The sequence below is a fragment of the Halogeometricum limi genome, from assembly GCF_900115785.1.
Taxonomy (GTDB): Archaea; Halobacteriota; Halobacteria; order Halobacteriales; family Haloferacaceae; genus Halogeometricum; species Halogeometricum limi.
Map to the genome: position 1 here is coordinate 728163 of NZ_FOYS01000001.1, position 25318 is coordinate 753480.

The 25318-nt window shown below is 64.2% G+C and carries 19 protein-coding genes; 9 read left to right on the forward strand and 10 right to left on the reverse strand.

Translation table 11 applies throughout. The features are described from left to right. From BM282_RS03810 to BM282_RS03820, 3 genes are all read right to left on the reverse strand, one after another. Positions 1–3111: PQQ-dependent sugar dehydrogenase (locus BM282_RS03810; protein ID WP_217642685.1), on the reverse strand; the 3111-nt coding region annotated here is incomplete at its 3' end. A gap of 163 nt (positions 3112–3274) precedes the next feature. Continuing rightward, complete coding sequence (locus BM282_RS03815) at positions 3275–4717, reverse strand: sulfatase (protein ID WP_089876903.1); 1443 nt, start codon at positions 4715–4717, stop codon at positions 3275–3277. A 138-nt stretch (positions 4718–4855) separates the two neighbouring features. Further along, positions 4856–6694 (reverse strand): class I SAM-dependent methyltransferase, encoded by a 1839-nt coding sequence (locus BM282_RS03820; protein ID WP_089876905.1) that lies wholly within the window; start codon positions 6692–6694, stop codon positions 4856–4858. A 146-nt stretch (positions 6695–6840) separates the two neighbouring features. On the opposite strand from BM282_RS03820, the gene BM282_RS03825 reads away from it, so the two are divergent. Beyond that, entirely contained in the window at positions 6841–8109 is a 1269-nt protein-coding gene (locus tag BM282_RS03825; RefSeq protein WP_245758288.1) for a glycosyltransferase family 4 protein, read from the forward strand. Between the two features lie 549 nt (positions 8110–8658). Here the strand turns inward: BM282_RS03825 and BM282_RS03830 are convergent. Further along, positions 8659–9957, reverse strand: a complete 1299-nt coding sequence (locus BM282_RS03830; protein WP_089876908.1) for a sulfatase-like hydrolase/transferase — start codon at positions 9955–9957, stop codon at positions 8659–8661. Positions 9958–10032: 75 nt separating this feature from the next. Continuing rightward, positions 10033–10590 carry a metal-dependent hydrolase gene (locus tag BM282_RS03835; protein WP_089876911.1) on the reverse strand — a complete coding sequence of 186 codons (558 nt, stop codon included), beginning with the start codon at positions 10588–10590 and terminating at the stop codon, positions 10033–10035. Between the two features lie 251 nt (positions 10591–10841). On the opposite strand from BM282_RS03835, the gene BM282_RS03840 reads away from it, so the two are divergent. The 3 genes from BM282_RS03840 (at position 10842) to aglF (ending at position 13678) form a co-directional block, all read left to right on the forward strand. After that, positions 10842–11165 carry a HalOD1 output domain-containing protein gene (locus BM282_RS03840; RefSeq protein ID WP_089876913.1) on the forward strand — a complete coding sequence of 108 codons (324 nt, stop codon included), beginning with the start codon at positions 10842–10844 and terminating at the stop codon, positions 11163–11165. Positions 11166–11289: 124 nt separating this feature from the next. Continuing rightward, on the forward strand, positions 11290–12615 hold the full coding sequence (gene glmM, locus BM282_RS03845; RefSeq protein WP_089876915.1) for a phosphoglucosamine mutase: 1326 nt from the start codon (positions 11290–11292) through the stop codon (positions 12613–12615). A 280-nt stretch (positions 12616–12895) separates the two neighbouring features. Then, positions 12896–13678, forward strand: a complete 783-nt coding sequence (gene aglF / locus BM282_RS03850; protein ID WP_089876917.1) for a UTP--glucose-1-phosphate uridylyltransferase AglF — start codon at positions 12896–12898, stop codon at positions 13676–13678. Positions 13679–13858: 180 nt separating this feature from the next. On the opposite strand, the gene BM282_RS03855 is transcribed toward aglF, so the two are convergent. The 4 genes from BM282_RS03855 to BM282_RS03870 form a co-directional block, all read right to left on the reverse strand. Further along, positions 13859–14233, reverse strand: a complete 375-nt coding sequence (locus BM282_RS03855) for a hypothetical protein (RefSeq protein WP_175501348.1) — start codon at positions 14231–14233, stop codon at positions 13859–13861. 189 nt (positions 14234–14422) lie between these two features. Then, positions 14423–15715 (reverse strand): nucleotide sugar dehydrogenase, encoded by a 1293-nt coding sequence (locus tag BM282_RS03860; RefSeq protein ID WP_089876918.1) that lies wholly within the window; start codon positions 15713–15715, stop codon positions 14423–14425. After that, positions 15712–16839: a non-hydrolyzing UDP-N-acetylglucosamine 2-epimerase gene (gene wecB / locus BM282_RS03865; protein ID WP_089876921.1), complete on the reverse strand. Its 1128-nt coding sequence runs from the start codon at positions 16837–16839 to the stop codon at positions 15712–15714. The genes BM282_RS03860 and wecB overlap by 4 nt, the downstream gene beginning before the upstream one ends. Positions 16840–17314: 475 nt before the next feature. Continuing rightward, positions 17315–17593: a PadR family transcriptional regulator gene (locus tag BM282_RS03870; protein WP_089876923.1), complete on the reverse strand. Its 279-nt coding sequence runs from the start codon at positions 17591–17593 to the stop codon at positions 17315–17317. A gap of 347 nt (positions 17594–17940) precedes the next feature. Between BM282_RS03870 and BM282_RS03875 the strand changes: the two genes are divergently transcribed. From BM282_RS03875 to BM282_RS03895, 5 genes are all read left to right on the forward strand, one after another. After that, a complete protein-coding gene (locus BM282_RS03875; protein ID WP_089876925.1) occupies positions 17941–18477 on the forward strand; it encodes a DUF7344 domain-containing protein in 537 nt (178 codons plus the stop codon). A 466-nt stretch (positions 18478–18943) separates the two neighbouring features. Then, positions 18944–19555: a DUF7344 domain-containing protein gene (locus BM282_RS03880; RefSeq protein WP_089876927.1), complete on the forward strand. Its 612-nt coding sequence runs from the start codon at positions 18944–18946 to the stop codon at positions 19553–19555. Between the two features lie 398 nt (positions 19556–19953). Further along, positions 19954–21126: a sugar phosphate nucleotidyltransferase gene (locus tag BM282_RS03885; RefSeq protein ID WP_089876930.1), complete on the forward strand. Its 1173-nt coding sequence runs from the start codon at positions 19954–19956 to the stop codon at positions 21124–21126. 1 nt (position 21127) lies between these two features. After that, positions 21128–22945: a glutamine--fructose-6-phosphate transaminase (isomerizing) gene (glmS, locus tag BM282_RS03890; protein WP_089876932.1), complete on the forward strand. Its 1818-nt coding sequence runs from the start codon at positions 21128–21130 to the stop codon at positions 22943–22945. 286 nt (positions 22946–23231) lie between these two features. Then, on the forward strand, positions 23232–23720 hold the full coding sequence (locus BM282_RS03895) for an ArsR/SmtB family transcription factor (RefSeq protein ID WP_089876933.1): 489 nt from the start codon (positions 23232–23234) through the stop codon (positions 23718–23720). A 290-nt stretch (positions 23721–24010) separates the two neighbouring features. Here the strand turns inward: BM282_RS03895 and glmU are convergent, their stop codons facing one another. Next, positions 24011–25201, reverse strand: coding sequence for a bifunctional sugar-1-phosphate nucleotidylyltransferase/acetyltransferase (gene glmU / locus BM282_RS03900; RefSeq protein ID WP_089876935.1), 1191 nt, complete (start codon positions 25199–25201; stop codon positions 24011–24013). Between the last annotated feature and the right edge of the window lie 117 nt (positions 25202–25318).

Here is a 25318-nt window from a genome sequence, read left to right on the forward strand (position 1 = left end):
CTCGAAGTGCGCGACGAGGCCGTTCGAGACGGGAACGTCGGAGGACCCGCCGGTTCCCGTGTCGCCGTCGGACCGTACGGTGACGGAGACGCGAGCGGTGTTGGACTCCTGTCCGGCGGTGTCGGAGACGCGGTAGGTGAACGAGTCGCCTGTCGTCGCCGACCCGTCGTGTCGGTAGGTGACGGTGCCGTCGGCGTTCGCCGTCGCCGTCCCGGAAGACGGACCGGTGACGACGCGGACCGAGGAGGCGTCCAGTCCCACGTCGTCGGCGTCGTTTCCGAGGACGGCGACGTCCACGCTCGCACCGGGGTCGACGGTGATACTGTCGTCGGACGCGACGGGCGGCGCGTCTGTCGTCCCGCCTGTCCCCCCGCCCGCGCCGTCGAGGTATCGAGCGGTGAGTGCCGCTTCGACCTGTCTGCGTTCGGTGTCCGAGAGGGCCCCGTCGTAGACGTACACGGCCGCGACGTCCATGTCGACGTGGTCGTTCCCGTTCAGTTCCGCCCCGAGGACGATTCGCTCTGTCGTCGTCGCGAAGGTGTGGGACCCGGCGTCTATCTGCTGGCCGTTCGCGTAGTGGGTGAACTGCCCGTTTCCGTACACCACACTCTGCACGAGCCACCCGGCACCGACGCCGGCCGTTCCGCTCTGGAAGTCGTTGGCTCGACCCCAACCCTGTAGCGTGAGCGCGCCGGTGTCGCTCACGACCAGGCCGAACGCCCGGTTCCGCGCGGGCGTCCCGTAGGCGAACCCACCGAACCCGCTGGTCGCGCGGTAGTTCGCGACGACGAACACGGTTCGGTCGCTGCTACCCGCCGGGAGACCGGTCGTCGCCGCCGTTCGGACGAGTTCGTCGTCCTGACCGTCGAAGCGGACCGCACCCGCGCCGTTCGCGCCGTCCGCGATGTACTGCGGCGCGCCGACGGCGGTCAGGTCGTTACCGTTGCCGGACTGGTCGACCCACTGGGTGACGCCGTTCGCTCCCGTTCGGACGCCGGTGTCGGCGTCGTACTGCGCGACGAGGCCGTTCGTCGTCCTGACGTCGCAGGCTCCCGCGGCCGCGTACTCGGCGGTCAGCGTCACGTCCGCGGCGGGGACGGTGAGCGTCCGGACGCGATTCGCGCCGTCGCTCCAGCGGACGAACTCGTACGTCGTCCCCGCTTGGCAAACGGAGACGGGTGCCTCTACGTCGTGCTCGAAGCCGATGGCCGAGTCGAACGTGTAGCCGCCGCCGGCGGTCGAACGGGGGATTTGGTCGAGGGTGACGCCGAGTCCGTCGGGGTCCGTCCGAAGCGTCACGTCGACTTCCTCGGGAACGAGCCGAACCGCGTCGGTCGCGGTGATTCCGTCGGAGTCGGTGGCAGTCAGGGTTATCTCGTAGCCCGTGTTGCCCGTGAAGGCGTGGCCCGTCGTCGGCACCTCGAAGCTGAACGACTCGCCCGTCGTCTCGAACTCGGGGTGGAAGTGTTCGTTGTGCGTGAACCGGACGTTCCACTGGAGCGACGAACCCGTCAACTGACCGTCGTCGGGGTCGGTCGCCGACCCGCGGACGGTGAGCGTGTCGCCCGCGCGGAACGTCGACCCGTCCGCGGGCGCGGTGATTTCGGCGCTCGGACCGCTTCCGACGCGTATCTCTATCGGCTGTGACTGGACCGTCACCGACCCGTCGCTCACTTCGACGACGGCGTCGTACGTCCCGGAGTTCCGGTAGGTGTGGCTGACCTGCCGTCCGGTCGCCGTGTCGCCGTCGCCGAACCGCCACGCGTACGTGAGGGCGTCGCCGTCGGCGTCCGTCGCACTCGCCGAGAAGTCGACCGTGAGCGGCGGCGAACCGCCCGTCGGCGTTCCGGTCGCCGACTGGACGACGGGTGCGGCGTTTCCGCCACCGTCGTAGACGTACCGGCGGACCTGTCCGGCGGCGTAGTTCACCGTGTACAGTGCGCCGTCGGGACCGACCGTCGAGGCGACGACGGCACCGGCGTTCGGTTCGAAGTTGTAGCTCGCGCGGACCGTTCCATCGGACCGGAGGACGAGATACTTGATCCAGCCGTCGTTGTAGTCCGAGTAGAACAGCGCACCGTTGTACTCGGCGGGGTACATCCCGCCGCGGTACACCGGGCCGACGGTGACGGCGGCACCCTCGCGGCCGCCGGACTCGCCGTGCGAGTAGGTGTAGATGGGGTCGTCGTACGCCGCGTTACTGCACATCCCCTCGCAGTTCGGCCAGCCGTAGTTCGCGCCCTTGCGGCCGAGGTGGATGTCCTCTTGGGAGGAGGGTTCGACGTTGCCGCCGACCTCACCGATGTACAACCGGCCCGTCGCGTCGTCGACCGTCGCGCGATACGGGTTCCGGAGGCCGGACGCCCAAATCTCGCCGAGGGTGTTCGGGTCGCCGTCGCTCGCGTAGGGGTTGTCGCCCGGAATCGAGCCGTCGCGGTTCAGTCGGATGACCTTCCCGTCGGGGACCGAGAGGTCTTGGGCGCGGCTTCCTTGGAACTCGTCGCCGGTCGTGAGGTATATCTTCCCGTCCGAACCGATGTCGAGACCACCGCCGAAGTGACAGCAGACGCGACTCTTCCCGACGCGAATCTCGTTCCGCCAGAGGACGCGTTCACTCCCGGCCCTACTCGTCACGCCGCCGCTTCGCTGGTCGTGCGTGAACCGCGAGAGGACGTTCTCGGGCTGACTCTGTCTCGCGTAGTACAGGTAGAGGTAGCCGTTCTGCTCGAAGTTCGGGTCGAGCGTGATTCCGATGAGGCCGCGTTCGCGGTCGCTGTCGACGTCGGAGAGTTGGAGGTAGATTCCCTGTCGCCCGGACGAGGGGTCGTAGATGACGACGCGCCCGCCTTGTTCGATGACGAGCATGCGTCCGTCCGGGAGGAACACCGCCTCGGTGGGGAACTGGAGGCCGGAGACGACCGTTTCGACGCGGAACGCGTTCGAATCTGTCGCCCACTGGTTCGTCCCCTCGGCACCGCCGCCGTCTTGGTGGTCGCCGTGCGCGGCGACGGGGTCCGTCCAGAACGTGACCCCTGCGGTCACCGCAGACGTGAACGTGACGAGAGTCAGGAGCACTGCCAGTAGTTTTCGCGGTGTCGGTGTTGGTGTCATGGAGGACCTCCGGGATGTCACTCTGCTCTACGACCTCTGAGAATATTAGTTAGTAACTCAGGTGACAGATTAGGTGAACGACACACTCGCGTCAGGGTCCGACTGCGCCTCACGAGACGACAAAAACAGTAATCGCGCCGGAGGTCGCTCGCTCGCTCGCGACCTAGAGATAGCCGAGGTCGGCGAGGTGGTCTTCCATCTGCGAGGACAGTTCGACCTGATTGGCGGCCTCTCGGTCGTCGTCGTCGAACCGCTTCGTCGGGAGCATCTCGTCGAGTTTCGCGTCCATCTCGGCGGCCACCTCGGGGTAGTCGTCGGCGACGTTCGTCTCTTCGTCGGGGAGGTCGAACAGGTCCGTCCGGTCGTCGCTGCGCATGTACTTCCACTCGAGCGAGCGGATGCAGTCTATCGCCCCGGCGTGGTACTGTCCGATGTCGCAGTCGGGGTTGAACTCCAGGACGGTGTCGAGATCGTCCATGCGCGGACCGCGTTGCATGAGGGCGTACTCGCGCACGTCGCGCGTGAGGTCGTATCCCTGGAACTGGCTGGTGTCGCCGCCGACGGCACCGACGAGCGTCTGCATCACGTCGATGTGCTGGACGATGTTCTCCGTCGCACTCTCGGAGAAGTTCACCCCGTGAGTGACCATCGGCACCTGCGTCAGTCCGTCGTGGAGCGTCAGATTGTGCCCGAGGACGCCCTGTTCGCCGAATAGTTCGCCGTGGTCGCCGGTGACGACGAACACCGTCTTCCCGTCTGTGTTCTCGCGGACGTAGTCGAACAGTTTGCCGACGAGGTGGTCCGAGAACGCTATCTCGGCGTCGTAGACGGCCATGAGCGCCGCTCGCTCCTGGTCGGTGAAGTCACAGCCCTCGGCGACGTTCTCCCAGATGTTGTTCGTGAGGTTCTTCGCCACCTCGATGGCCTCCTTCGGCGTCCCCTCGAACTCGCCGAGGAACTCCTCTAACAGCGACAGCGGGGGGTTGTACGGGTGGTGCGAACTGTTCATGTGCGTGTAGAGGAAGTACGGCTTCTCCTCGTCCGCCGAGAGGTCGTCGACCCAGTCTTCGAGCACCTGATACTGGTAGTACGGCGGGAGACACTGGCCGTGGTAGATGGGTTCGGTCTCGAATCCGGCGCCGAACGTGGTCAGTTCGCGGAGGTACTTGAACCCGGCCCGGACCCCGCGCGGCGAGAGGAAGTCGTCTTTGTTCGGGCTGGCCTTGAACCGCTGGAACCCTCGGTCGAGTCCGGTCACGTCGCTTATCCACGGGTTCGTGCTGAACCCGGCGGTCGAGTACCCTTCTTCGGCGAGGAGTTCGGGGACCGTCGACATGTCGTCGGGGAGGCGGCGAACGTCGCGCGTGTTCGCGTGACCGACGCCGTGCGTCGTGAGATAGGTCCCGGTCAGAATCGACGTGGAGACGGCGGGCGTCCACCGGGCGTGACTGAAACAGTTGTCGAACGTCCGTCCGTCGCGCATGTCGGCGATGCGGCGGAGGTTCGGCGTCGTGTCGCGGTGGTACCCTCCGACGGAGGTGTGGTCTGCGCGGACACTCTCCAGAGAGATCCAGATGATGTTGGGTCGTGACTGCGTCTGTGGCATCGTTACTGACCGAGCGAACGGTCGCTCGGGGGTTAGTTATAGGCGGGCTATCAGCCGCGAGACCCTCGAATTCGGGGGACTGAGCGAAAATATGCGCGTCGCATTGCGGCCTCGACTTCCGGGCGTCCGGCCGCGTGACTACTCGACGGTGCCGTCCAGGAGGTGCGTCAGCGCCATCACGTACGACCCGACTTCGTACGTTCCCTTGTACTGCTGGTCGCGCCATCCGCGCTGGAACTGGCGGTTGTCCATCCGGCCGTCGACGGTCACCTGTCGCATCGGAACACCGATACCCGATACGTCGACGAGGTCACGCCCGGTGCCGTTCGTCTCGAATATCCACGCCATCGCGCGGCGCACCTCGTTCGAGTAGTTCTTCTCGCCGCCGCCGGCGTAGTAGTGCGAGACGGCGTTGACGAAGAACGTCTGGTGGCACTCGTACAGATAGTGCCAGTACGGCGTCTGCGCGGTCAGTTTGTTCCGTATCTCACCGGGGAGTCGCGCGTACACTGGGAGGTCCTCCCAGATGAACGCGCCGTCGTCTCGCATCCGGTTCTCGATGGTGTAGTCGAGGACGGACTCCACGTCGCCGAGGTAGCCGGTCTGTCCGGTCACCTCGATTGCGCGCGAGAGGGCCCAGCAGGTGTACATCTGGTTCTGATGTCGTCGCGTCGTCGCGTTCTCGAACTGGAACAGTCCCTCCGTGGTGCGACGCTCCGAAATCTCGAACAGACCGCGTTCGACGAACGCGCGGACGTCGTCGTCGCTCGGGTCCGATTCGAGGAGGTAGGTGGCCCCGTAGAGCACGAGGCTGTCCTCGGCGTGGTCGAACTCGACCGTCTCGTTCGCGTGGTCGAACAGCGTCCGCGCGGTGTCGAGATACCGTTCGCGCTCGTCGTCGAACACTTCGGCGGCCATCGCGTACGCGGAGAGAAGCGGACCGAGACCGTAACTCGGCATCTCGTCGGGGAGTTCGCCCGACTCGACGTGTTCTTCGAAGTACTCGAACTCGCGGTGAATCTGCTCGTCGTGGCGGTCCGACCCGACGGACGACGCCCGCCAGTTCATCACGCCCATCATCGCCATCGTGGCGTAGCGCCACTCCTGACTCTCGTCGCGCGACCAGGTCACCGTCTCGCCGTCGAACTCGTAGTCGAGTGCGCGGATGATGGAGTCGGTGAGTTCGTCCCAGAACCCGCCGTCGCGAGTGGGGCGGAACAGCGAATCGACCCCCTGTTCGAGGTACGACTCGTACTTCATCGGGCGGGCGGCGAGGACGATGTAGGACGCGCGGTCCCACATCTTCCGCTCCGTGAGTTCTTCCGAGAGACGCTCTGCGCCCTCGACGAATCGCTCCTGGTACTTCTCGGGGAGCGAGTTGATTCCGAGGTGGAGGCGTCGGGGGTACTGGAACAACAGGTCGACGTCCGCGAGGTGCCAGTCGGGCGTGATTACGTCGAGCGCTTCGTCGGGTTCGTAGAAGCGGTTGTTCCCGTTCGCGGCGTACGGCGACCGAGGCGTCGGGACGGAGAAGACGTAGAGCCCGTCGGACTCCGTGACGCGGTGTACCTCGTCGGTGAGGCCGGTCACGTCGAGGAACTTCCAGTCGTACGGGCCGATGCAGACGGCTCCGTCGAAGTGGTCGTCGGGGAACGGGAGGCGGGGGGCTTCCGGTTCGGTGACTTCGTAGGTGTCGACTGCGTCGCCGAGTTCCTCGCGCGCGGTGTCGCTCGCCCCCGAAGAGAAGTCGAGGCGGACGACTTCGTCGGCGTCGAGTTCGGCCGTCAGCGTGGACTCGGAGGCGAGGTCCAGCACGCGGTCACGGTGGCCGAGGTGGTCGAGCGCGGCGATTCGCTCCGCGTCGCGGAGATACTGCATGTTCGGCCCGACGGGTGGCTGTTTCACCCAGCGTTCGAGCCGGCGTTCTCGGGCTTCGTTCTTCCTCGTCGATGTGGAGAGAGTAGTTGTTTCTGACATGGGTGTCGCGCCATGTACGGCGGAGTATACCGTCTCATCTAAGCTGTCGGACTTAATTATGCGGCGACGAACGTTCGGCAACGCGGGTTCGTGGTTCCTAACCTGCGCAACGTTTTATTCATCGGCGCTCGTGGCGGGTATCAGCGATGCGCATCTGTATGCTCTTGAACGCGGTTTACCCGACCGATATCCGTCTCGCCAAGGAGGTCGAGTCGCTTGCCGCCGCCGGACACGCCGTCTATATCCTGTCCGAGGCCGGCGACGGACTCCCCGACCGCGAGAAAGTCGGCTCCGCGACAGTCATCCGCCGCCCCTTCCAAGAAGCGTACGCCGGATTCGACGGCGTCGCCGCCGGTGCGAGGACGCTCGTCACCGGCGTCGTCGACTCTTGGGTCGACACGCTCGACGAACTCGTCCCCACGGAAGGAATCGACGCACTCCACGCCCACGACCTCCCGATGGTCCACACCGCTCTCGCCGCCGGAGAGAAACACGACCTCCCGGTCGTCGCCGACCTCCACGAGAACTGGCCCGAGGCCGTCAAGCAGTACCGTCGTAACGATTCGCTCAGTTCGTTCACGAAGCCTCGGTACTTCGCCCAGCGACTTACCCGCCCCGTCGCGCGGTGGAAGCGAATCGAACGCGACGCGGTCCAGCGTGCCGACCGGGTTATCGCCGTCACCGACGAGGCCAGAGACCACTACGTCGACGACTGCGGTGCCGACGAATCGAAGGTCGACATCGTCTCGAACTACGTCGACCTGGACACGTTCGACGCCGCGGAGTTGAAAGACGTCGGCTTCGAGGACGACTTCGTCATCTCGTACGTCGGGACGCTCGGCGGTCCGCACCGCGGACTCGACGCAGTCGTCCGCGCGATGCCCGCCGTCATCGAACGCGTGCCGAACGCCCACCTCGTCGTCGTCGGGAACGGCAAGGAGTACCGTCAACACCTCCAGTCCATCGTCGACGAACTCGATATCGCCGACCACGTCACGTTCACCGGTCGAGTGCCGTTCGACGACGTTCCGTCGTACATCGAAGCGAGCGACGTCTGCCTCGTCCCGCACCAGTCGACGGGTCACACCGAGACGACCGTGCCGCACAAACTGTTTCAGTACATGGCGATGTCGCGTCCCGTCGTCGTCACCGACGTGGCTCCGCTCCGGCGCATCGTCGAAGAGTCGGAGTCCGGCGTCGTCGTCCGCTCCGGCGACCCCGCCGGCTTCGCTCTCGCGTTCGTCGAGCTGGCACAGAACGAAGAGCGAGCGCGGGAGTTCGGCGAGAACGGACGGAAGGCGGTCGAGGACCGGTACAGTTGGAGCCATGCGGGCGAAGCGCTCTGCGAGTGCTACCGTCGGATACGAGGCGGAAACGGTTCCAGACGGAGCAAATCCGAGCTCTCGACGGTATAAACGGACCCGGCGGTACGCGGCGTCGATTCTCAGAAAAGTGTTGAGGCGGTGGACCCGCGCGGTCCGTCAGAACGTCGGGTTGGCGAACCTGACGGAGTGGCGGTGGTGGCGGACCGCGAGGTCCGACCGCCCGACACACGGTAGGCTGTCAGCGGTGACCCACTCGCCGGGTGGCGACCGACGAGTGAGTGGAGCGGTGATGACTGTTGAGGCTCGTTCTGGTAGCGATACGGTAGCGTCGGCCGAGGTGGCGGACTCGGCAGACGCAGGGATAGCGCGGTAACCCGCCGCACGCAGTGGCTGCTCGTTCGGCAGGTAGTCCGTCCGGGTTCGCGCACGTGGACGAACCCAGACGGACGACCCGCCTGTCCCATCCCCCCAAGCGTTCCCAGATGCGGTGTTCTGCGCCATCCATCCGATTAGTAGAGGCTTAATTACAAATATCTTTCGGTGAATAAAGGTAGCATTAACAGAACGTCAGGAATTGGTAAATGTATCGAAACTGTCTGAGACAGACGAATACGGCTCTCTTGGGGTTTTATCTCAGAGTTAATGCCCCGTTTCGCTCTTCGGCGGCGTTCGTCTCCGTGGCTCGTTCGCACGCTTGTTCCGACGACTCTCGACGAAGCAGTCGAGTGCGTGTGAGAGCGCTCGGTGTACGGGGAGGTTCTCCCCGGAGCGGTCTCTGACTTCCTTCTCGTCGTCCTCGTGGTCGAACAGCGTCTCGTGACCCTCTCGGAGTCGCCGCGAGAGCTTCCACCGACCGTTGCACACCATCGCGCCCGTCGGTGCGTCGCCGGCGGCGGCGAACACCTGCCGCTCCGTCACGTGACGCCCCACGAACGCGCGGAGGTCGGACCCGCCGCGTTGCGCGTCTCGTTCGACGCCCGCCGCCGCGAAGAGCGTCGGGAGGACGTCGACGGACGACGCGGCGAACCCGACCTCTTCGGCGTCGAAGTCGGGGCCGTGCATGTAGAGCGGGACGTGCATCGATTCGTCGTGGAAGTCGCCTCGCGTGTCGTACCACGTCCCTCGTTCGCCGAGCGGACAACCGCTCGTGCCGGCGAACGCCGTCACGGTGTCCGCGACGTCGAGTCGAGACCGGACGCCGTCGAACAGTCGTCCGACGCACCGGTCGAGGTGCTCGAGTTCGCCCCGATACAGCGTCTCCAGCGTCGCTCGTTCCTCGTCGGTGAGCGACTCCGGGGCGTGCTGAGTCGCGTGCGCGAGTTTGGTCGCGGTCTGCGGGTCGACGTCGGCGCTGACGGTGTTTTCGCGCGGGACGTGCGGTGCGCTCGCGTCCCCGTAGTGAACCCACAGGAACTGCGGTTCCGACGAGTCGTCGAGCCACGACAGCGCGCGTTCGGTCACGTCTTCGCCGGAGTGCGACGGCGTGGACGAGACGCTGACGCCGAGCGACGACCCGAGCAGTCGGTCGACGGCGCTCAGCGGACCACCGAGCGTCGTCCCGTCGGCTATCTGCCGTCCGACTGCTCGACGGACTCGCTCGCTCGTACTCGAGGGGGTGGCGTCTTCCGGCACCTCGAATCCCCACGTGGCCCGTTCGCTCTCCGCGGGTTCGCCGTGGAAGAGGCCGACATCCCACCCTGACTCGGAGAGGGTGTCGACGAGCGTCGGTCCGATTCCGAGGTCTTCGGTCGGGTGGGTACCGGTCAGTATCGCTCGGAGCGTGGATTCGTGGTCTGGTGAACTGGTGTACGCCCGGGAGAAAACCGTCGCATCCCCGGCGAGACGGCCGAGCGTGGGGAGCGAGGAGTCGACCTGTCCACTCTCGGTGTGGACGTAGTCGTGGCGCACGGCGGCGGCGGTGACGAGGACGACGTGCATGTTCTCTTCACTGTACTCACTTCCGATTATTATTCTTGACGCACTTTCAGCAACGACTGAAAATCTCAAAAACAATCATTTAGTTGCCTGCCCGACACGTCGTCTGACTACCGTCCACGTCTCGGCGACGCCCGGCGCGCCGTCGAGTATCCACCAGAGGACGACGGCGGCCGCGAGGCCGAGTTCGAAGGTCATCTGCCCGTCCAGTCGGGCGTTCAGCAGGTAGTGAAGGATACCGACGGTCGGTTCGTTCGCGACGTCCAGCGGAAGCACGGGCCACAGCAAGAACGCGAGTTCCTGGTAGTTTCCGGCGAGAATCGGCTGATAGCTGTCGCCGAGGAGATGCGAGTAGTACCCGAGGACGAACGCGCCGGGACTGGGAACGTCGAGACGGGAGAGAAGCGACACGACGAGAATCACGATGACCGTACCGGCGAGAAGCGAGTGTGCGAACGACCGGCCGCTGGGGAGGACACCGAACGTCCACGCGAGCGGTTTATCGACGAGGTCCGGCATCTGCGACCCGACTACCACGAGCGCTACTCCCGGCCACGACGGCGGCCCGCGGTTCCAGAGACGAGAGAGCGACGAGTAGAGTACGTAGGCGAAGGCGAGGTGTCCCCAGGGCCACATCGGGAGAGCGTCCGGTCCGGCGTCCTAACTACCTGTCGGTCCACGCGGACCGGTTGCGTGTCGCTTCTCCTCACCCGGTTTCAGTTTATCAGCAAACACACAATTAACCCCTCGAAACGAGTATATATCTCTACCGACACGACTCGCTCTCGGCACCGATCGACCCAATCAAACATTAAATCTCTCGGTTCTCGGCTCGATAAAACAACAAAATATATGTGCGACTGACCAGACCTGAAGAACATCGATAGATGAGAGCGAAGACCGAGCAGTGGTGGGAGGGGAGAATCGACTACGACCGTGGTGCGGAGTCGTACCACGTCGCGTACGAACAATCCGAACTCGTCAGTACGAGCGTCGTGCTGAGCGTGGCGGCTATCGAGGGGGAGGAGCCGACGGCGCTTCCGCCGTTGGCGGAGGCGATTGACCCGGACGCACTCGACGACCTGTTCGCCGGTGACGTTCGAGGGCAGGTCTCGTTCACGTACACCGGGTACGACGTGACGATTCACGACGACGGTCGAATCGAAATTCTCCCGAGTACCGACGTCGCACGACGACAGCAACGAAACTGACCGACGCTCGCCTCCGGGCACGACGGCGAGCCGCTCGCGACTTTCTCTCGACTCGACACCACTCGGCACAGCGTCCGCTTTAGGTGACGCATACCAATGCAGTCAGCCGGACAGACTGTCTCGTATGTTTGGAACGAGCGGTATCCGCGGACCCGTCGGTGAGACGGTCACGGCGGACCTCGCCCTCCGCATCGGACAGGCACTCGCCGTCGACACCGAACGCGTCGTTCTCGGCCGAGACGCGCGCGAAACCGGCGACGTCCTCGCAGATGCGCTCAGCGCCGGTCTTCGCGAGTGCGGGACCGACGTGGTCCGCGTCGGCGTCGCGGCGACGCCGACTATCGCACGCAGCGTGGAGTGGTTCGACGCCGACGCCGGCGTCGCCGTCACCGCGTCGCACAACCCCGCACCCGACAACGGAATCAAGCTCTGGAACCGCTCGGGACAGGCGTTCTCGCCGGAGCAGAACGAACAGATAGAGCGCCGACTCGCCTCCGGCGACGTCTCGCACGCGGCGTGGGACGCGTTCGGCCGCCAGTCCGACGAACCGACCGCCGTCGAACGGCACACCGAGGCCGTCGTCGCCGGATTCGACTCGCTGGACGGCCTCGACGCCGTCGTCGACTTGGGGAACGGAACCGGCCGGGTGACCGTCGACGCCCTCTACGAACTCGGGGCGACGGTGAACACGCTGAACGGTCAACAGGACGGCACCTTCCCCGCGCGCAAGAGCGAACCCAACGCGGAGACGCTCACGACGTTGCGGCAGACGGTTCCGGCGACGAACGCGGACTTCGGCGTCGCACACGACGGCGACTCCGACCGGATGGTCGCCGTCTCCGACACGGGCGAGTACGTCCCCGGCGACGTCCTCCTCGCACTGTTCGCGCGCGACGTCGTCTCCGACGGTGACTCCGTCGCCGTCCCCGTCGACACCAGCCTCCTCGTCGCCGACGTCGTCTCCGAGGCGGGCGGGGACGTCGTCTACACCCCCGTCGGTGACGTGTTCATCGCGGAGGCCGTCTCTCGACCCGGGTTCGTCTTCGGTGGCGAACCCAGTGGCGCGTGGATCTGGCCCGACCAGACGCTCGCGCCGGACGGCAACTACGCCGCGCTCAGACTCGCCGACTTGGTCCGCCGGGAGGGCCGACTGTCCGAACAGGTGGCGGACCTCGACGCTTCGCGGTACACGACGCGTCGCCTCAACCTCTCCGTCGACGACAAGGCCGCCGCGATGCAGTCCATCGGCGACCGCCTCACCGCAGAGTACGAGGACGTCGACACCACGGACGGCGTGCGCGTCGACACCGACTCCGGGTGGTTCCTCGTCCGCGCCAGCGGCACGGAACCGCTCGTTCGGGTGACGGCCGAAGCCAGGGACGAACGCGAGGCCGACGAACTCCTCGAAGATGTGAAAATTCTCATCGAGTCTGAAGGAATAACCACCTGACCGGCCACAATTCGGCTCCTAACTCTTTCAGGAGAGACGTATTTCTCTCTTTGGTGTAATACTATTTATAACGCTATAGCCCATCCGTACGTCTGTTCAGGCCACGTGGTCGCATTTCGGATGCTCCCGACTCGCTGCCGCGACACGTCGCCCGAACGACAAGCTATCTGCCTGTAACCCGTTGGCACGGGTTCGACACCGCACATTGGCGGGTGTGGCGCGGGGGGCCGCGCCGCTATCCGCCGTATAACAATCTACGTTCTAGCCGTCAGTGTATCCGATGAAAGCAGTCGTACTCGCTGCCGGCAAGGGGACCAGACTCCGTCCGCTGACGAACGACAAGCCGAAGGCACTCGTCGAGGTGGACGGCCGTCCGATACTCGAACACTGCCTCGATACGCTTGCGGAACTCGACACGGAGGAGTTCGTCCTCGTCGTCGGTCACCAGAAAGAACAGATAATCTCTTACTTCGGCGACGAACACCGCGGTATCCCCATCACGTACGCGCACCAACGCGAAGCGCTCGGACTGGCCCACGCCGTGCTCACCGCAGAGGAGTACGTCGACGACGACTTCATGCTGATGCTGGGCGACAACGTGTTCAACGCGAACCTCGACGAAGTCGTCGCCGCGCAACACGACGACCACGCCGACGCGGCGTTCCTCGTCGAAGAGGTGCCGTGGGAGGAGGCGTCTCGGTACGGCGTCTGCGTCACGAACGACGACGGCGACATCGTCGAAGTGGTCGAGAAACCCGACGAACCCGAGTCGAACCTCGTCATGACGGGCTTTTACACCTTCTCACCCGCCATCTTCGACGCGTGTCACCTCGTCCAGCCCTCTGACCGCGGCGAGTACGAGTTGCCCGACGCCATCGGACTGCTCATCAGTTCCGGCCGGACTATCTCGGCGGTCTCGACCGACGGATGGCGCGTCGACGTGGGTTACCCCGAAGACCGTGACCGCGCGGAACGCCTCGTTCGCGCAGAACGCGGCGAGACGACCGTCGACTTCGAGGCTGCGGACGCCTCGGCCACGTCCCACGTCGAAGACGACGACTGAACGGGAACCGAACCGCGCGCGTCGTCACGGCGTCCTCCCGTGACCGACCACCGAACGGCACCCCTCCCTGGTAGCGTCGCGACTGTTCGTCCAGTGTTTCGGAAAAGTACCGATGTGACCGCGTGTGTGAGTCCCGCGACCCACACCACCGTGTCCGCCGTTATCGTCTCTCTCTCTTCGTCAGGCGACGCGTTCGCCGTCGAGGAACGCGGCCGCGGGTCCGTTTATACGAACGTTCGTGAGTCCGCCGTAGAGGATGTACTGTCGCTCTTCGTTCGACACCGCGTCTTCGACGCTCTTGCCGAGACCCGGCAGTATCGCGTCGAGGTCCGTCGCGGACTTGATTCGGCCGTCGACCGTCGCCTCGAACGTCGCGACGCCGTCGCCGGTCGAGCGAATCGTCAGAAACTGTTCTTCGTCTTCGGTGGCGGACCCGGAACCAAGCGTCCCCAGCGCTTGCTTCCCCGTCGCGTCCGCGTCGGAACTCTGATCTTTCGTTTGGCTAGCTTCAGTCTCGCCCTCGTGGGTGAGACTGTCTTCGTTGTCGCATCCCATACTGTATTCATCCGGCATTAACGAAATAAGTCTTGTGGTAAAATTGCCGTAGAACGGCTTGAAAGTGCCGAATTATCGTCTTTCAGGCTTCTGTGAATGGCCCTCTAAGGCGAAGTTCAGACGCGGTGTAGTAGCGGCTTTAACACGACATTATTCTGCCGAGAGAGCGGAAAACGGTCTCGAAACCGATCAGATTTCGACGTAGTCGAACCCGGCGTCGCGCCAGGCGTCGCCGTCGAGGATGGAGAAGCCGTCGACGACCACTCGGCCGTCCATCAGGTCGGCCGCCTCGTTCGGGTCGATGTCGCGGAACGCGTCGTGGCCCGCGGAGACGACGAGTGCGTCCGCGCCGCTGAGTGCCGTCTCGACGTCGACGAGGTCCAACTCGTCGTTCTCGACGTGGGGGTCGTGGACGCGTACGTCGACGTCGCCGGGCGTGTACCCGCCGTCTGCGGCGGCGGTTCCGACTTCGTTCGCGGTCATCGTGCTGAGTCGTTCGACCAGTCGAAGACCGGGACTGTGGCGGGCGTCGTCGACGTTGCCCTTGTAGGCGATGCCGAGGACGGCGACGCTCGCGTCGTCGAGACTCCCGAGTTCGCCTTCGAGCAGTTCGATGACGAAGTCTACCATGCCGTCGTTGACGCGACGGGCGGTGGCGATGAGGTCGAGCGAGTCGGAGAACTGTCCGAGGAACCACGGGTCGATGGGGAGGCAGTGGCCGCCGACGCCGGGTCCGGGGTTGAGGACGTCCACGCGGGGGTGAACGTTCGCCAGTTCGATGGCGTCGCGCGAGCGAATCCCGTAGTCGTTCGCGACACGAGCGAGTTCGTTCGCGAACGCGATGTTCACGTCGCGGTAGGCGTTCTGCGAGAGTTTCACGAACTCGGCCGTCGTCGCGTCGGGGGCGCGGTGGATGGTGCCCTCGACCATCGACTCGTACAGCGCGATGGTCTTGTCGGCGGAGTCGTCGTCGATACCGCCGATGATGCGGTCGTTGTGGACGAGTTCGTGGGTGATGTTGCCCGGAAGCACCGTCTCGGGGCAGTGCGCCAGCGAGAAGTCTTCACCGGGCGTCAGTTCCGACGCCGCCAGGATGGGTGCGAGTACCTCTTCTGTCGTTCCCGGGGGAACGGTCGATTCGAGGATGACCATATCGCCTTCGCGGAGGTACTCCGCGACGGTTCGGCCGGACATCTCGACGTAGGCGAGGTCCGCACGCTTCGACTCGTCCTCGTAGGGCGTGGGGACGCAGATGATGTGACAGTCCGCCTCGACGACTTCGGTCGAGGGTTCGAAGCCGTTGTCCAGCGCTTCGAGAACGTACTCGCGGAGTTCCTCCTCCGTGGTGCGGGGGTTGCCCGCCCGGAGGTCTTCGACGAGTTTCTCGTTGGGGTCGTAGCCGACGACGTCGTGGCCGTTGTTCGCGAACAGTGCAGCAGTTGCTAAGCCGATGTAACCGATTCCGTGTACACAGATTTTCATTTGGGGACCTCCGCCGTCTCGGGTTCCGCCCCGGCGGCGAGCGTGTCGAGTATTCGTTCCGCCGCGTGGCCGTCCCCGAAGGGGACGTCCCAGTCGGCGTGCTTTCCGAGCATCGTGGACGCGGCCTCGACGACGTCGTCGGGGTCGAGTCCGGCGAGGCAGTTCGCACCCACGTACGCCGTCTCCGGACGTTCGGTGGTGTACCGCAACGTCACGCACGGCGTTCCGAGGATACACGTCTCCTCTTGCACACCGCCGGAGTCGGTGAACACCAGGGAGGCGGCCGCCTCCAGTCGGAGGAAGTCGAGGAAGTCGAGCGGTTCGACCGTCCGAATCTCCTCGGGGAGGGTGAGGCCGAACTCGTCGAGTCGCGACTGCGCCCGCGGGTGGATGGGGTAGACGACCTCTCGGTCGGTCTGCGCGGCGAAGCGCGAAACACCGTCGAGCAGTTGTGCGAAACTGTCCCGGTCGTCGACGTTTTCCGCGCGGTGTGCGGTGAGGAGATAGAAGTCGTCTTCGGTGAGACCGAGCGTCGAGAGAATCTGGCTCTTCTCGGTTGCGAGGTCACGATACTCGTAGAGCGAGTCCACGACGGTGTTGCCCGCGACGACAATCTCTCCGCTCACCGACTCGCGTTCGAGGTACCCCTTCGTCTCCTCGGTCGGCGGAAAGAGGTAGTCGGAGATGTGGTCGGTGACGACGCGGTTCGTCTCTTCGGGCATCTCGCGGTCGAAACTGCGGAGACCCGCCTCGACGTGACCGACGTCGATGTTGGACTTCGCCGCCGCGAGCGCACCCGCGAGCGTCGAGTTCGTGTCGCCTTGGACGAGGACCACGTCGGGGACGTGCTCGTCGAGGACGTCCTCGATTCCTTCGAGCATTCTGCCGGTCTGTTCACCGTGGGAGCGAGACCCGACTTCGAGGTTGTAGTCCGGTGTCGGAAGCTCCAACTGGTCGAAGAACACCTGGTCGAGGTCCTCCGAGTAGTGCTGCCCCGTGTGGACGAGCAGACAGTCCACACCACGGCGGTCACACGCCTTGATGAGGGGTGCGCACTTGATGATCTCTGGTCGAGTTCCGAGGACGATCGCCACCTGTGACACGCCGTCGCTGTCGGCCGTCATAGGTGCCGGTAGACCCAGCGTCGTTCGTGTCCGACGCCGGCCTCGTTTCGTTCGACCTCGTTCCTGTAAGTGGTCATGTATCGGTCTCTATCTTACCGACCGTCCCGTACGGGCTTTGTTATGGGGAACCTGTACGAGAAGAAAACGGCTCGTACCGGGTTTCAGAACCCCGGTTACGGCGGTTTACGCGTTTCTGACTGTGCCGTGTGTGAACAGTTATTTCCCCCGTCACAGTAGAGAACCAAACTCTCCTCGTGCGCCGGGCGTCGCGATGCGATTCGGTCTCCGGTCCTCGCGCGCCCACGCGTGCGTGCGAGAGAAGTGAGCCGTGCTCGCGGTGGTCACAGCGGCGACGATTCGTTCGCTCACAGTCCAGAGAAAAATCGAGAAGAGGAGGGTTAGTTGTCCGAGCGCGAGGCTACGGGCTGCGTTTCCCCCGTTTACCGCAAGGAGTGTGGGTGTCGTACGTCGACGCTTACTCTTCCAGCGAGACGTACTGGTTCTCCCATTCGCGCCGTTGTTCGATGGCCTGTCGTCCCGTCTCAGAGATCGTATAGTAGTTCGTGCGCCTGTCCTGTTGACCTTTGTCGACGAGTCCGTCCTCGACTAGCGCATCGAGGTTTGGATACAACCGTCCGTGGTTGACTTCGCCGACGTCTCTGCCGATTCTCTCTTTAATCTCCTGACCAGACGGACGGTCGGAGCCTGCGATTACGTACAGGAGGTCCCGCTGAAAGCCTGTTAACTCGAACATCTCGGTTTCAAACCATCATTTGTCCCCATCCGGTATTGTTAGCCACCAGTATACGTTCGGTGTACGTGTATTAACATACCCCGATAGGGTTAGTTTCAGATATGTTTCGACGTTCGCCCCGCCGGAGTCGCGCTAATGACTGGCTTTATCGATGAAAAGGAACCGTGAATTCTCTCTCTGCGTACCATTCGAAGCGGGTCCCTACGGAGGGAAATGGGGGCGGTAGGCGGCGCCGTAACGGGATAAGCGAGTCGATAACAAAGATACTGAGCCGATTACGTGCAGTCGGCGATTTGCATCGGCAGTCGCGGGCGCGCGGGGATGAGACACGCCTGACACGAAATGTGATGATCGACCTATCCAAAGACGAGCTGTTCCGCATACTCAGTAACTCTCGTCGTCGTTACATCATCTACTATCTCCACGAGGCTGGAGACGAGATGAGCCTGAAACAGTTGGCGGCCCAAATCGCGGCCGTCGAGAACGGCACATCTGTGGATGAGGTGACCGACGAAGAGCGACAGCGAGTGTACATCTCGCTGTACCAGACCCATCTCCCGAAGTTAGAGGAGGCGGGAATCGTCTCCTACGACGACGAGGAGCGCATCGTGGCGCTTACTCCGGAGATTGCAAAAGAGGGCTTCTTCTGGATGCAGTCGGAAGAGCCCACCCGGTCGTGGGCCACCTACTACGCCGTCTTGGGCGTCGTGGGATGGCTCGCGATAATCGCACGAGCGGTCGCGGTTCCGGTGTTCGCGACCCTTCCGTGGTTCGCTATCGCAGCGTTCGTCTCGACGGCGCTCCTGATCATCGTCGGCGCGCAGTACGTCGCCGAGTCGAGTGACGAAGAGACCATGGACACGTTCGAGACGCTCATCGAATGAGCCGACAGCGGTGGGGCGGACCGCCGACCGTGCGGTGCGGGTAACTCCCCTTCGACGTTCTCGCCGCTCTCTCACTCTGTGAGAGACGTGCAGTTCTTGCGAGTGACCACCGGTCAGTTCGTTCTCTCTCGCTGGGTATTTTCACGAAACTCCGAACATCGACATCCGAGACCGGTTATACGGTCGGTTCGGGGGAGTTAGCAGTTCAATTTCTTGTTGGGGATGGATTAATCTCTGAGCTTGTCCTCTTAAAAAATATTCTCCCGGCGCGAACAGAAGCAAAACCTGCGACTGGAAGGCAGGTATATGATGCCCGATGCAGAATAGGTAGTTGACCTCTCGTGCGGGTCGAACCATCGGCGTTAGGAGGTCACCCACCGCGGACCAATCGGGAAATGCCAAATTAACCTGGTGGGTGAACCGACGATCGACGCCACGGGTTCCTCAGACGAGGGGAGGTAGGCAGATGGCACTCGAAACACTCACCCAATCCGACACCCAAGAGGCCTCGACCCCCGAGGCCGACGTTACCGAGCAGTCTGAACAAGAAGAGATGCAGGAGATGCTCTCGAAGGACACCGTCTTCGAGCTCCTGAAGAACCAGCGACGTCGCGACGCGATTCAGTACCTCAAAGAGAACGAGGGCGAAGCGAAACTCGGCGACATGGCCGAGTTCATCGCCGCCAAGGAGAACGACATCGAGATCGCACAGCTCTCGTCGAGTCAGCGCAAGCGCGTGTACATCGGACTCTACCAGTGTCATCTCCCCAAGATGGCCAACTCCGGTGTCATCGACTTCGAGAAGAACCGCGGCGACATCACGCTCAAGCCGATGGCCGAGCAACTCGAACCGTACCTCGGTGACTCCACGCCCGCGCAGAACGACGACAACTCCCCGTCCTCGAAGCGCAACGTCGCCGTCGCCGGTGTCGTCGGCACGGCCGTCGCCGCCGGACTCCTCGGCGCTCCCGGGTTCGCACTCGTCCCGGACGCCGGATGGGCGGTCGTCAGCACCACGGCGCTCGTCGTCCTCACCGCGATGGAGACGTACCGCCAACGCGACCTCGACCTCGAATAACGCGACTGCTTCTCTCTGGTAGGCGACTCTTCTTCCCGCTCTTTCGACGTTCGAGCGCGGCCGACTCTTCGACGCTCGCGTCCCTCTCGTCGTCGCGCGTCTCCCTTCGCACTCTCTATCTTTTCTTCGAGACAGTACGCGAAAACAGACTGTCTCCGGAAGCCGACGTTGAAGAATAGTTGGATTATCGACTAATTGTTTTCTCGAACGGTGTCTCAGTCCGCGAGAGACGGGAATCAGGCACAGCATTCTCCGAAAACGACGTGCATAACGGACCGTTGATGACTCGACACGCTGCCCATAACAATGCCCGTCGGGGCCGCCTATCGAAGTATGCCACTACACTCCGCCAGGCCGAACGGCACGGCATCCGGTCGCCAGTGCCGGGAGGTGCACGGATGAGCGATGTCCGAGAGGCGGTTGTCCTCGCCGCCGGCGAGGGACGGCGGCTTCGTCCGCTCACGAAGTATCTCCCGAAACCGATGCTTCCCGTCGCGAACCGACCCGTCGTCGACTACGTTCTCGACGCGCTCGTAGAGAGTGGCATCGAACGCATCGTCGTGGTCGTCGGCTATCGGGGAGACCGCATCCAGACGCACCTCACCGCGGCGTACCCGGACGTCGACATCGAGTTCGTCCAGCAGCCCTCCCGCCTCGGAAGCGGCCACGCCCTCATGCAGGCCGCCTCCGCTATCGACGGCGACTTCCTCGTCGTCAACGGTGACAGCATCATCGACTCCGAGATAGTCGCCTCGACGCTGGGGCGATACGAGTCGACCGAGAGCACCGCCACCGTGGCGGTCGCGCACTCGGACACCCCGGAAGAGTACGGCGTTGTCATCACCGACCGCGGCCTCATCGCCGACATCGACGAGCATCCTGTCGAGCGAGAAGGCTACGTCGTCAACGCCGGCGTGTACGTGTTCGATAGCTCGGTGTTCGACGCCCTCGACCAGACCGACCCGTGGCAGGGCGAGATTCGACTGACCGACGCCATCGAACACCTCGACGGCCCGGTCACCTCCATCCTCGTCAACGGCGGATGGCTCGACCCCTCGACGCCGTGGCAGTTGCTCTCGGTTTCCGAGGCGCTGCTCGGTCGCCACTACGGTTCCGACGTGTACATCGCCGACTCCGCGCGCGTACACGAGTCGGCCGTCATCGAGGGACCGGTCGTCATCGGCAAAGACTGCGACGTCGGTCCCGGCGCGGTCATCCGCCCGGGAACGTGCCTTCAAGACAACGTCCACGTCGGAGCCAACACCGTCGTCGAGCGGTCTATCCTCTCGACGGACGCGCACGTGGGGGCCAACGTCCTCCTGCGCGACTCCGTCGTCGGGTCCGGCGCTCGTATCGGCGACTGCGTCGCCTCCCCCGGCGGCAGAGCGGATATCGTCGTCGACGGGCGTCTGTACACGGACCGCAGAATCGGAAGCATCGTCGCCGACCGCGCCACGGTCGGTGCGAACGCGACACTTACGGCAGGTAGCAGTGTCGGCGCCGAAGCCACCATCGGTGCCGGTGTAGTCGTGGACGGAACCGTCCGCGAGAAATCAGAGGTGGCAGCTTAACATGTGTGGAATTACCGCGTGCATCGGGCAAGACGATTCGGTTGAACCGCTGCTGAACGGACTGCAGAAACTGGAATACCGCGGCTACGACTCGGCTGGCGTCGCCGTCAAGAACGGCACGAACATCCAGCTAGACAAGAAAGTGGGCGAGGTGTCCGAACTGGTCGCCTCCATCGAGTCCGACCCCATCTCCGGGAACCTCGGTATCGGCCACACCCGCTGGGCCACCCACGGCGGTGTGACCGACGACAACGCGCACCCGCACACCGACGAGTCGGGGCGGGTCGCCGTCGTCCACAACGGTATCATCGGCAACTACCAGTCGCTGAAGAAGGAACTGGAGTCCCGCGGGCACGTCTTCGCGAGCGACACCGACACCGAAGTCGTCCCTCACCTCATCGAGGAGGAACTCAACAACGGCGCGAACGCCGAGGAGGCGTTCCGCTCCGCCGTCGCCCGACTCTCCGGCACGTACGCCATCGCCGCCATCGTCGGCGACGACGAGGCCATCTACGCGACCCGTTCCGGGTCGCCGCTGTGTCTCGGCATCGGTCCCGGCCAGTACTTCCTCGCGAGCGACGTCCCGGCGTTCGTCCAGCACACCGACCAGGTCGTCTACCTCCACGACGGCGACTTCGTCGTCGTCACGCCCAACAACTACGAGATAACCGACGGCGCGGGTCGCTCGGTCTCCCGCGAGGTCCAGCGCGTCGAGTGGAACGCCGAGACGGCGAGCAAGGGCGGTTACGAGCACTTCATGCTCAAGGAGATTCACGAACAGCCCGGGTCGCTCCGCAACACCATCCACGGCCGACTGAACGCGCTCACCGGCACCGTCGAACTCGACGAGTTCCCGGCGGAGACGTTCGCCGACGTCGAACAGGTGCAGTTCGTCGGGATGGGGACCTCCTACCACGCGGCGATGTACGCCTCGTCGATGCTGTCCTCGCGCGGCGTCCCGGCGTACGCGTTCCAGGCCGGCGAGTACGGACTCGTTCGCCCGCCGGTGACCGAGGACACTCTGGTCATCGCCGTCACGCAGAGCGGTGAGACGGCCGACACGCTCGACGCCCTGCGTCGCGCGAAGAGCGCCGGTGCCGACACCGTCGCCGTCACCAACACCGTCGGTTCGTCCATCACCCGCGAGTGCGACGACACGCTCCTCATCCGAGCGGGCCCCGAAATCGGCGTCGCGGCGACCAAGACGTTCTGTTCGCAGGTCACGGCGCTGTCGCTCCTCGGCGAGCGACTGGTCGAGGACATCACCGGGACCCGGACCTCCGACGGCCGTGACCTCGTCGAAGCGCTCTCGCGCCTCCCGGGTCACGTCCAGGAGATTCTCGACACCTCGGTCGCACCGGCACTCGCCCAAGAACTCGAAGACAGCGACTCGTACTTCTTCATCGGCCGCGGCGTCGCGCACTCGGCCGCACTGGAGGGTGCGCTGAAGTTCAAAGAGATCACGTACGAACACGCGGAAGGGTTCGCCGCGTCCGAACTGAAGCACGGACCGCTGGCACTCGTCACCCCCGACACGCCGGTGTTCGCCATCTTCACCGGCTTCGAGGACGACGCGACCCTGAGTAGCATGAAAGAGGTGCAGGCGCGCGGTGCACCGGTCATCGCCGTCACGAGCAAGACCGACGGCGAGATTGCGGAGTTCGCCGACTACGTCCTCCCCATCCCGGAGACGCATCCCGACGTCGCGGGCATCCCGGCCAGCGTACAACTCCAACTGGTCGCCTACCACGCCGCGCACCTCCTCGACAGACCGATCGACAAGCCGCGCAACCTGGCGAAGTCGGTCACGGTCCACTGACGCGCGCGACCCGCGCACCCCGCGTTTCGACCAGAATCCTTCTGCCGAGAAATTCAGAAGTTATTAACATTCCTCTCCGAGTTAGTTACTAAAAATTGGGATTAATTCGCCGATAATGACTCCTTTATCGCCGAGAACCGGTCTTTGACGGCCTCTCGCAGTTTCTGAAACGAGTTCTCAAATTTCAGTAGGACGTGCTTACGAGAACCGGTACGGTGGGTCTACTATCTCGGAATTCCCAGTATGTGGTGATTACATAAGGGGGGTTCTCGCAATAGATGATTCCATGGCAGCGAGCACACATTGGGTTGCATCGACGTCCCTCCTCTTGGAGGAGGTTGAGAGCGACGACCTTCTCGACGCACTCGGCGACGAAGTCGCACGCGAGATTCTGGTCGCCGGTAAGCAGGGCCCGGTCACGGCGGAGGAGCTGGCAGACTCCTGCGGCGTCTCCGAGTCCACCATCTACCGCCGCCTGGACCGCCTGAACGAACTCGGACTCGTCGAACGCTGCAACCCGCTTCTCAGCGCTTCGAAGGGTTCCTACCAGACCCGCATCGACGGCCTCTCGCTGGCCGTCGACGAAGAGGGTATCTCCATCGAGCAAGGCCCCAACGACTCCAAACTCGACGCGATGGAGACGGTCCTCGACGTCGTCGACGTTCAGCGCGTGAACTACGACGCGGAAGACGACCTCGTCGACGTCCAGTTCAAACTCGACCCCGAACTGTTCGAGACGTTCATGCGCGTCTACAGTCAGAAGCGCGACTGCTAGCCACGGTCCGCATCCCCCCACATCTCCACCCCCTTGCCGAGAGGAACGCCGGACGTGGTTCCCCCCGCCCTCGCCTCCTCTCGCTTCATTTTCGACGTCGTAGCGCTCACTCCGGGAGCCTCTGCTTCGCCACGGATTCGCTCGTCTCCGACGACGCGTCGCAGACCGGGCAGCACAGCGCGCTCGATTCGACCAGCCTGAACGTCTCGGAGCAACGAGGGTAGGGGGAGCGAAGAAGCGCGAAGAAGCGCGAATATGACCGAAGAAGCGTGACCCGGCGACCCCCGGTCTCAGCGGTCGCGCGTGACCGACTCGCCCGGCCGAACCGTCGCCTCCGGCGAGAGTACGACGCCCGCGTTGAGACTGCTGTTGATACCGGTCTTCGCCCCGTCGCCGACGACGACGCCGAGTTTTCGTCGGCCGGTGTCGACGCGTTCTTCTTTGACGGTTAGCTTCACGTTCGCCCCGTCGTGACGGAGGTTCGCGACTTTCGTCCCCGCCCCGAAGTTCACGTCGCGGCCGAGGACGCTATCGCCGACGTAGGAGAGGTGTCCGACCGTCGCCCCTTCCATGAAGATGCTGTTTTTCACTTCGACGGCGTGACCGACTTTCGCGTCGGGGCCGACGACGGTGGACCCGCGGACGTACGCGTTCGGACCGACGGTCGCACCGGACTGGATCAGGACGGGTCCGTCGACGACGACGCCCGAGCGAACCGTCGCGCCCTCTTCGACGACGACGGCTCCGTTCAGTTCCACGTCCTCGCTCACGTCGCCGTCGACGCGCGCCTCCTGGTCTTCGAGTTTCCACGCGTTCGCTTCGAGGAGTTCCCACGGGCGACCGACGTCCAACCAGCGGTCGAACGCGATGGGGCGAACCTCGTAGTGTTCGCACGTCTGCGAGAGCACGTCCGTCAGTTCGAGTTCGCCGCGTTCGGACGACTCCACGTCGAGCAACCAACTGTGTGCGTCCTCCGGGAAGACGTACGCACCGGCGTTGATGAGGTTCGACGGCGGGTCGCTCGGTTTCTCCACGACGCCCGTGACGTTCCCGGACTCGTCGGTCTTCAGTACGCCGTACGACGTGGGGTCGTCGACTTCGAACGACCCGACGGCGGGGCCGCCGTCGTAGAGTTCCGACAGCGATGGAACGTCGTACAGTGCGTCGCCGTTCAGGACGGCGAACGAGCCTCCGTCGAGGAGTTCCAGCGCCGAGCGGACGGCGTCTGCGGTCCCGAGTTGCTCTTCTTGCACCGCGTACTCGACGGAGACGCCGGCGTACTCGTCGCCGAAGAACGACCGCACGTCGTCGGCTTCGTACCCGACGACGAGGACGAGTTCCGTCGCCCCCGCCTCGACGGCGGCGTCGACGGTGTGCGCGACGAGCGGTTTTCCGGCGACCGGAAGCATCGGTTTCGGACGCGAGTCTGTCAACGGCCACATCCGGCTACCAACTCCTGCGGCTAGAACTACGGTTTGCACACGTCCCCTACGAGGATGGGTGGAAAATCTATTTGTTGACTACGGCGTTTCGGCGCCGAATTAGGAGGCGTCTACTGCTTTCAGCGCGAACTCGAGGGCGGCGCGCGTTCGGCCCTC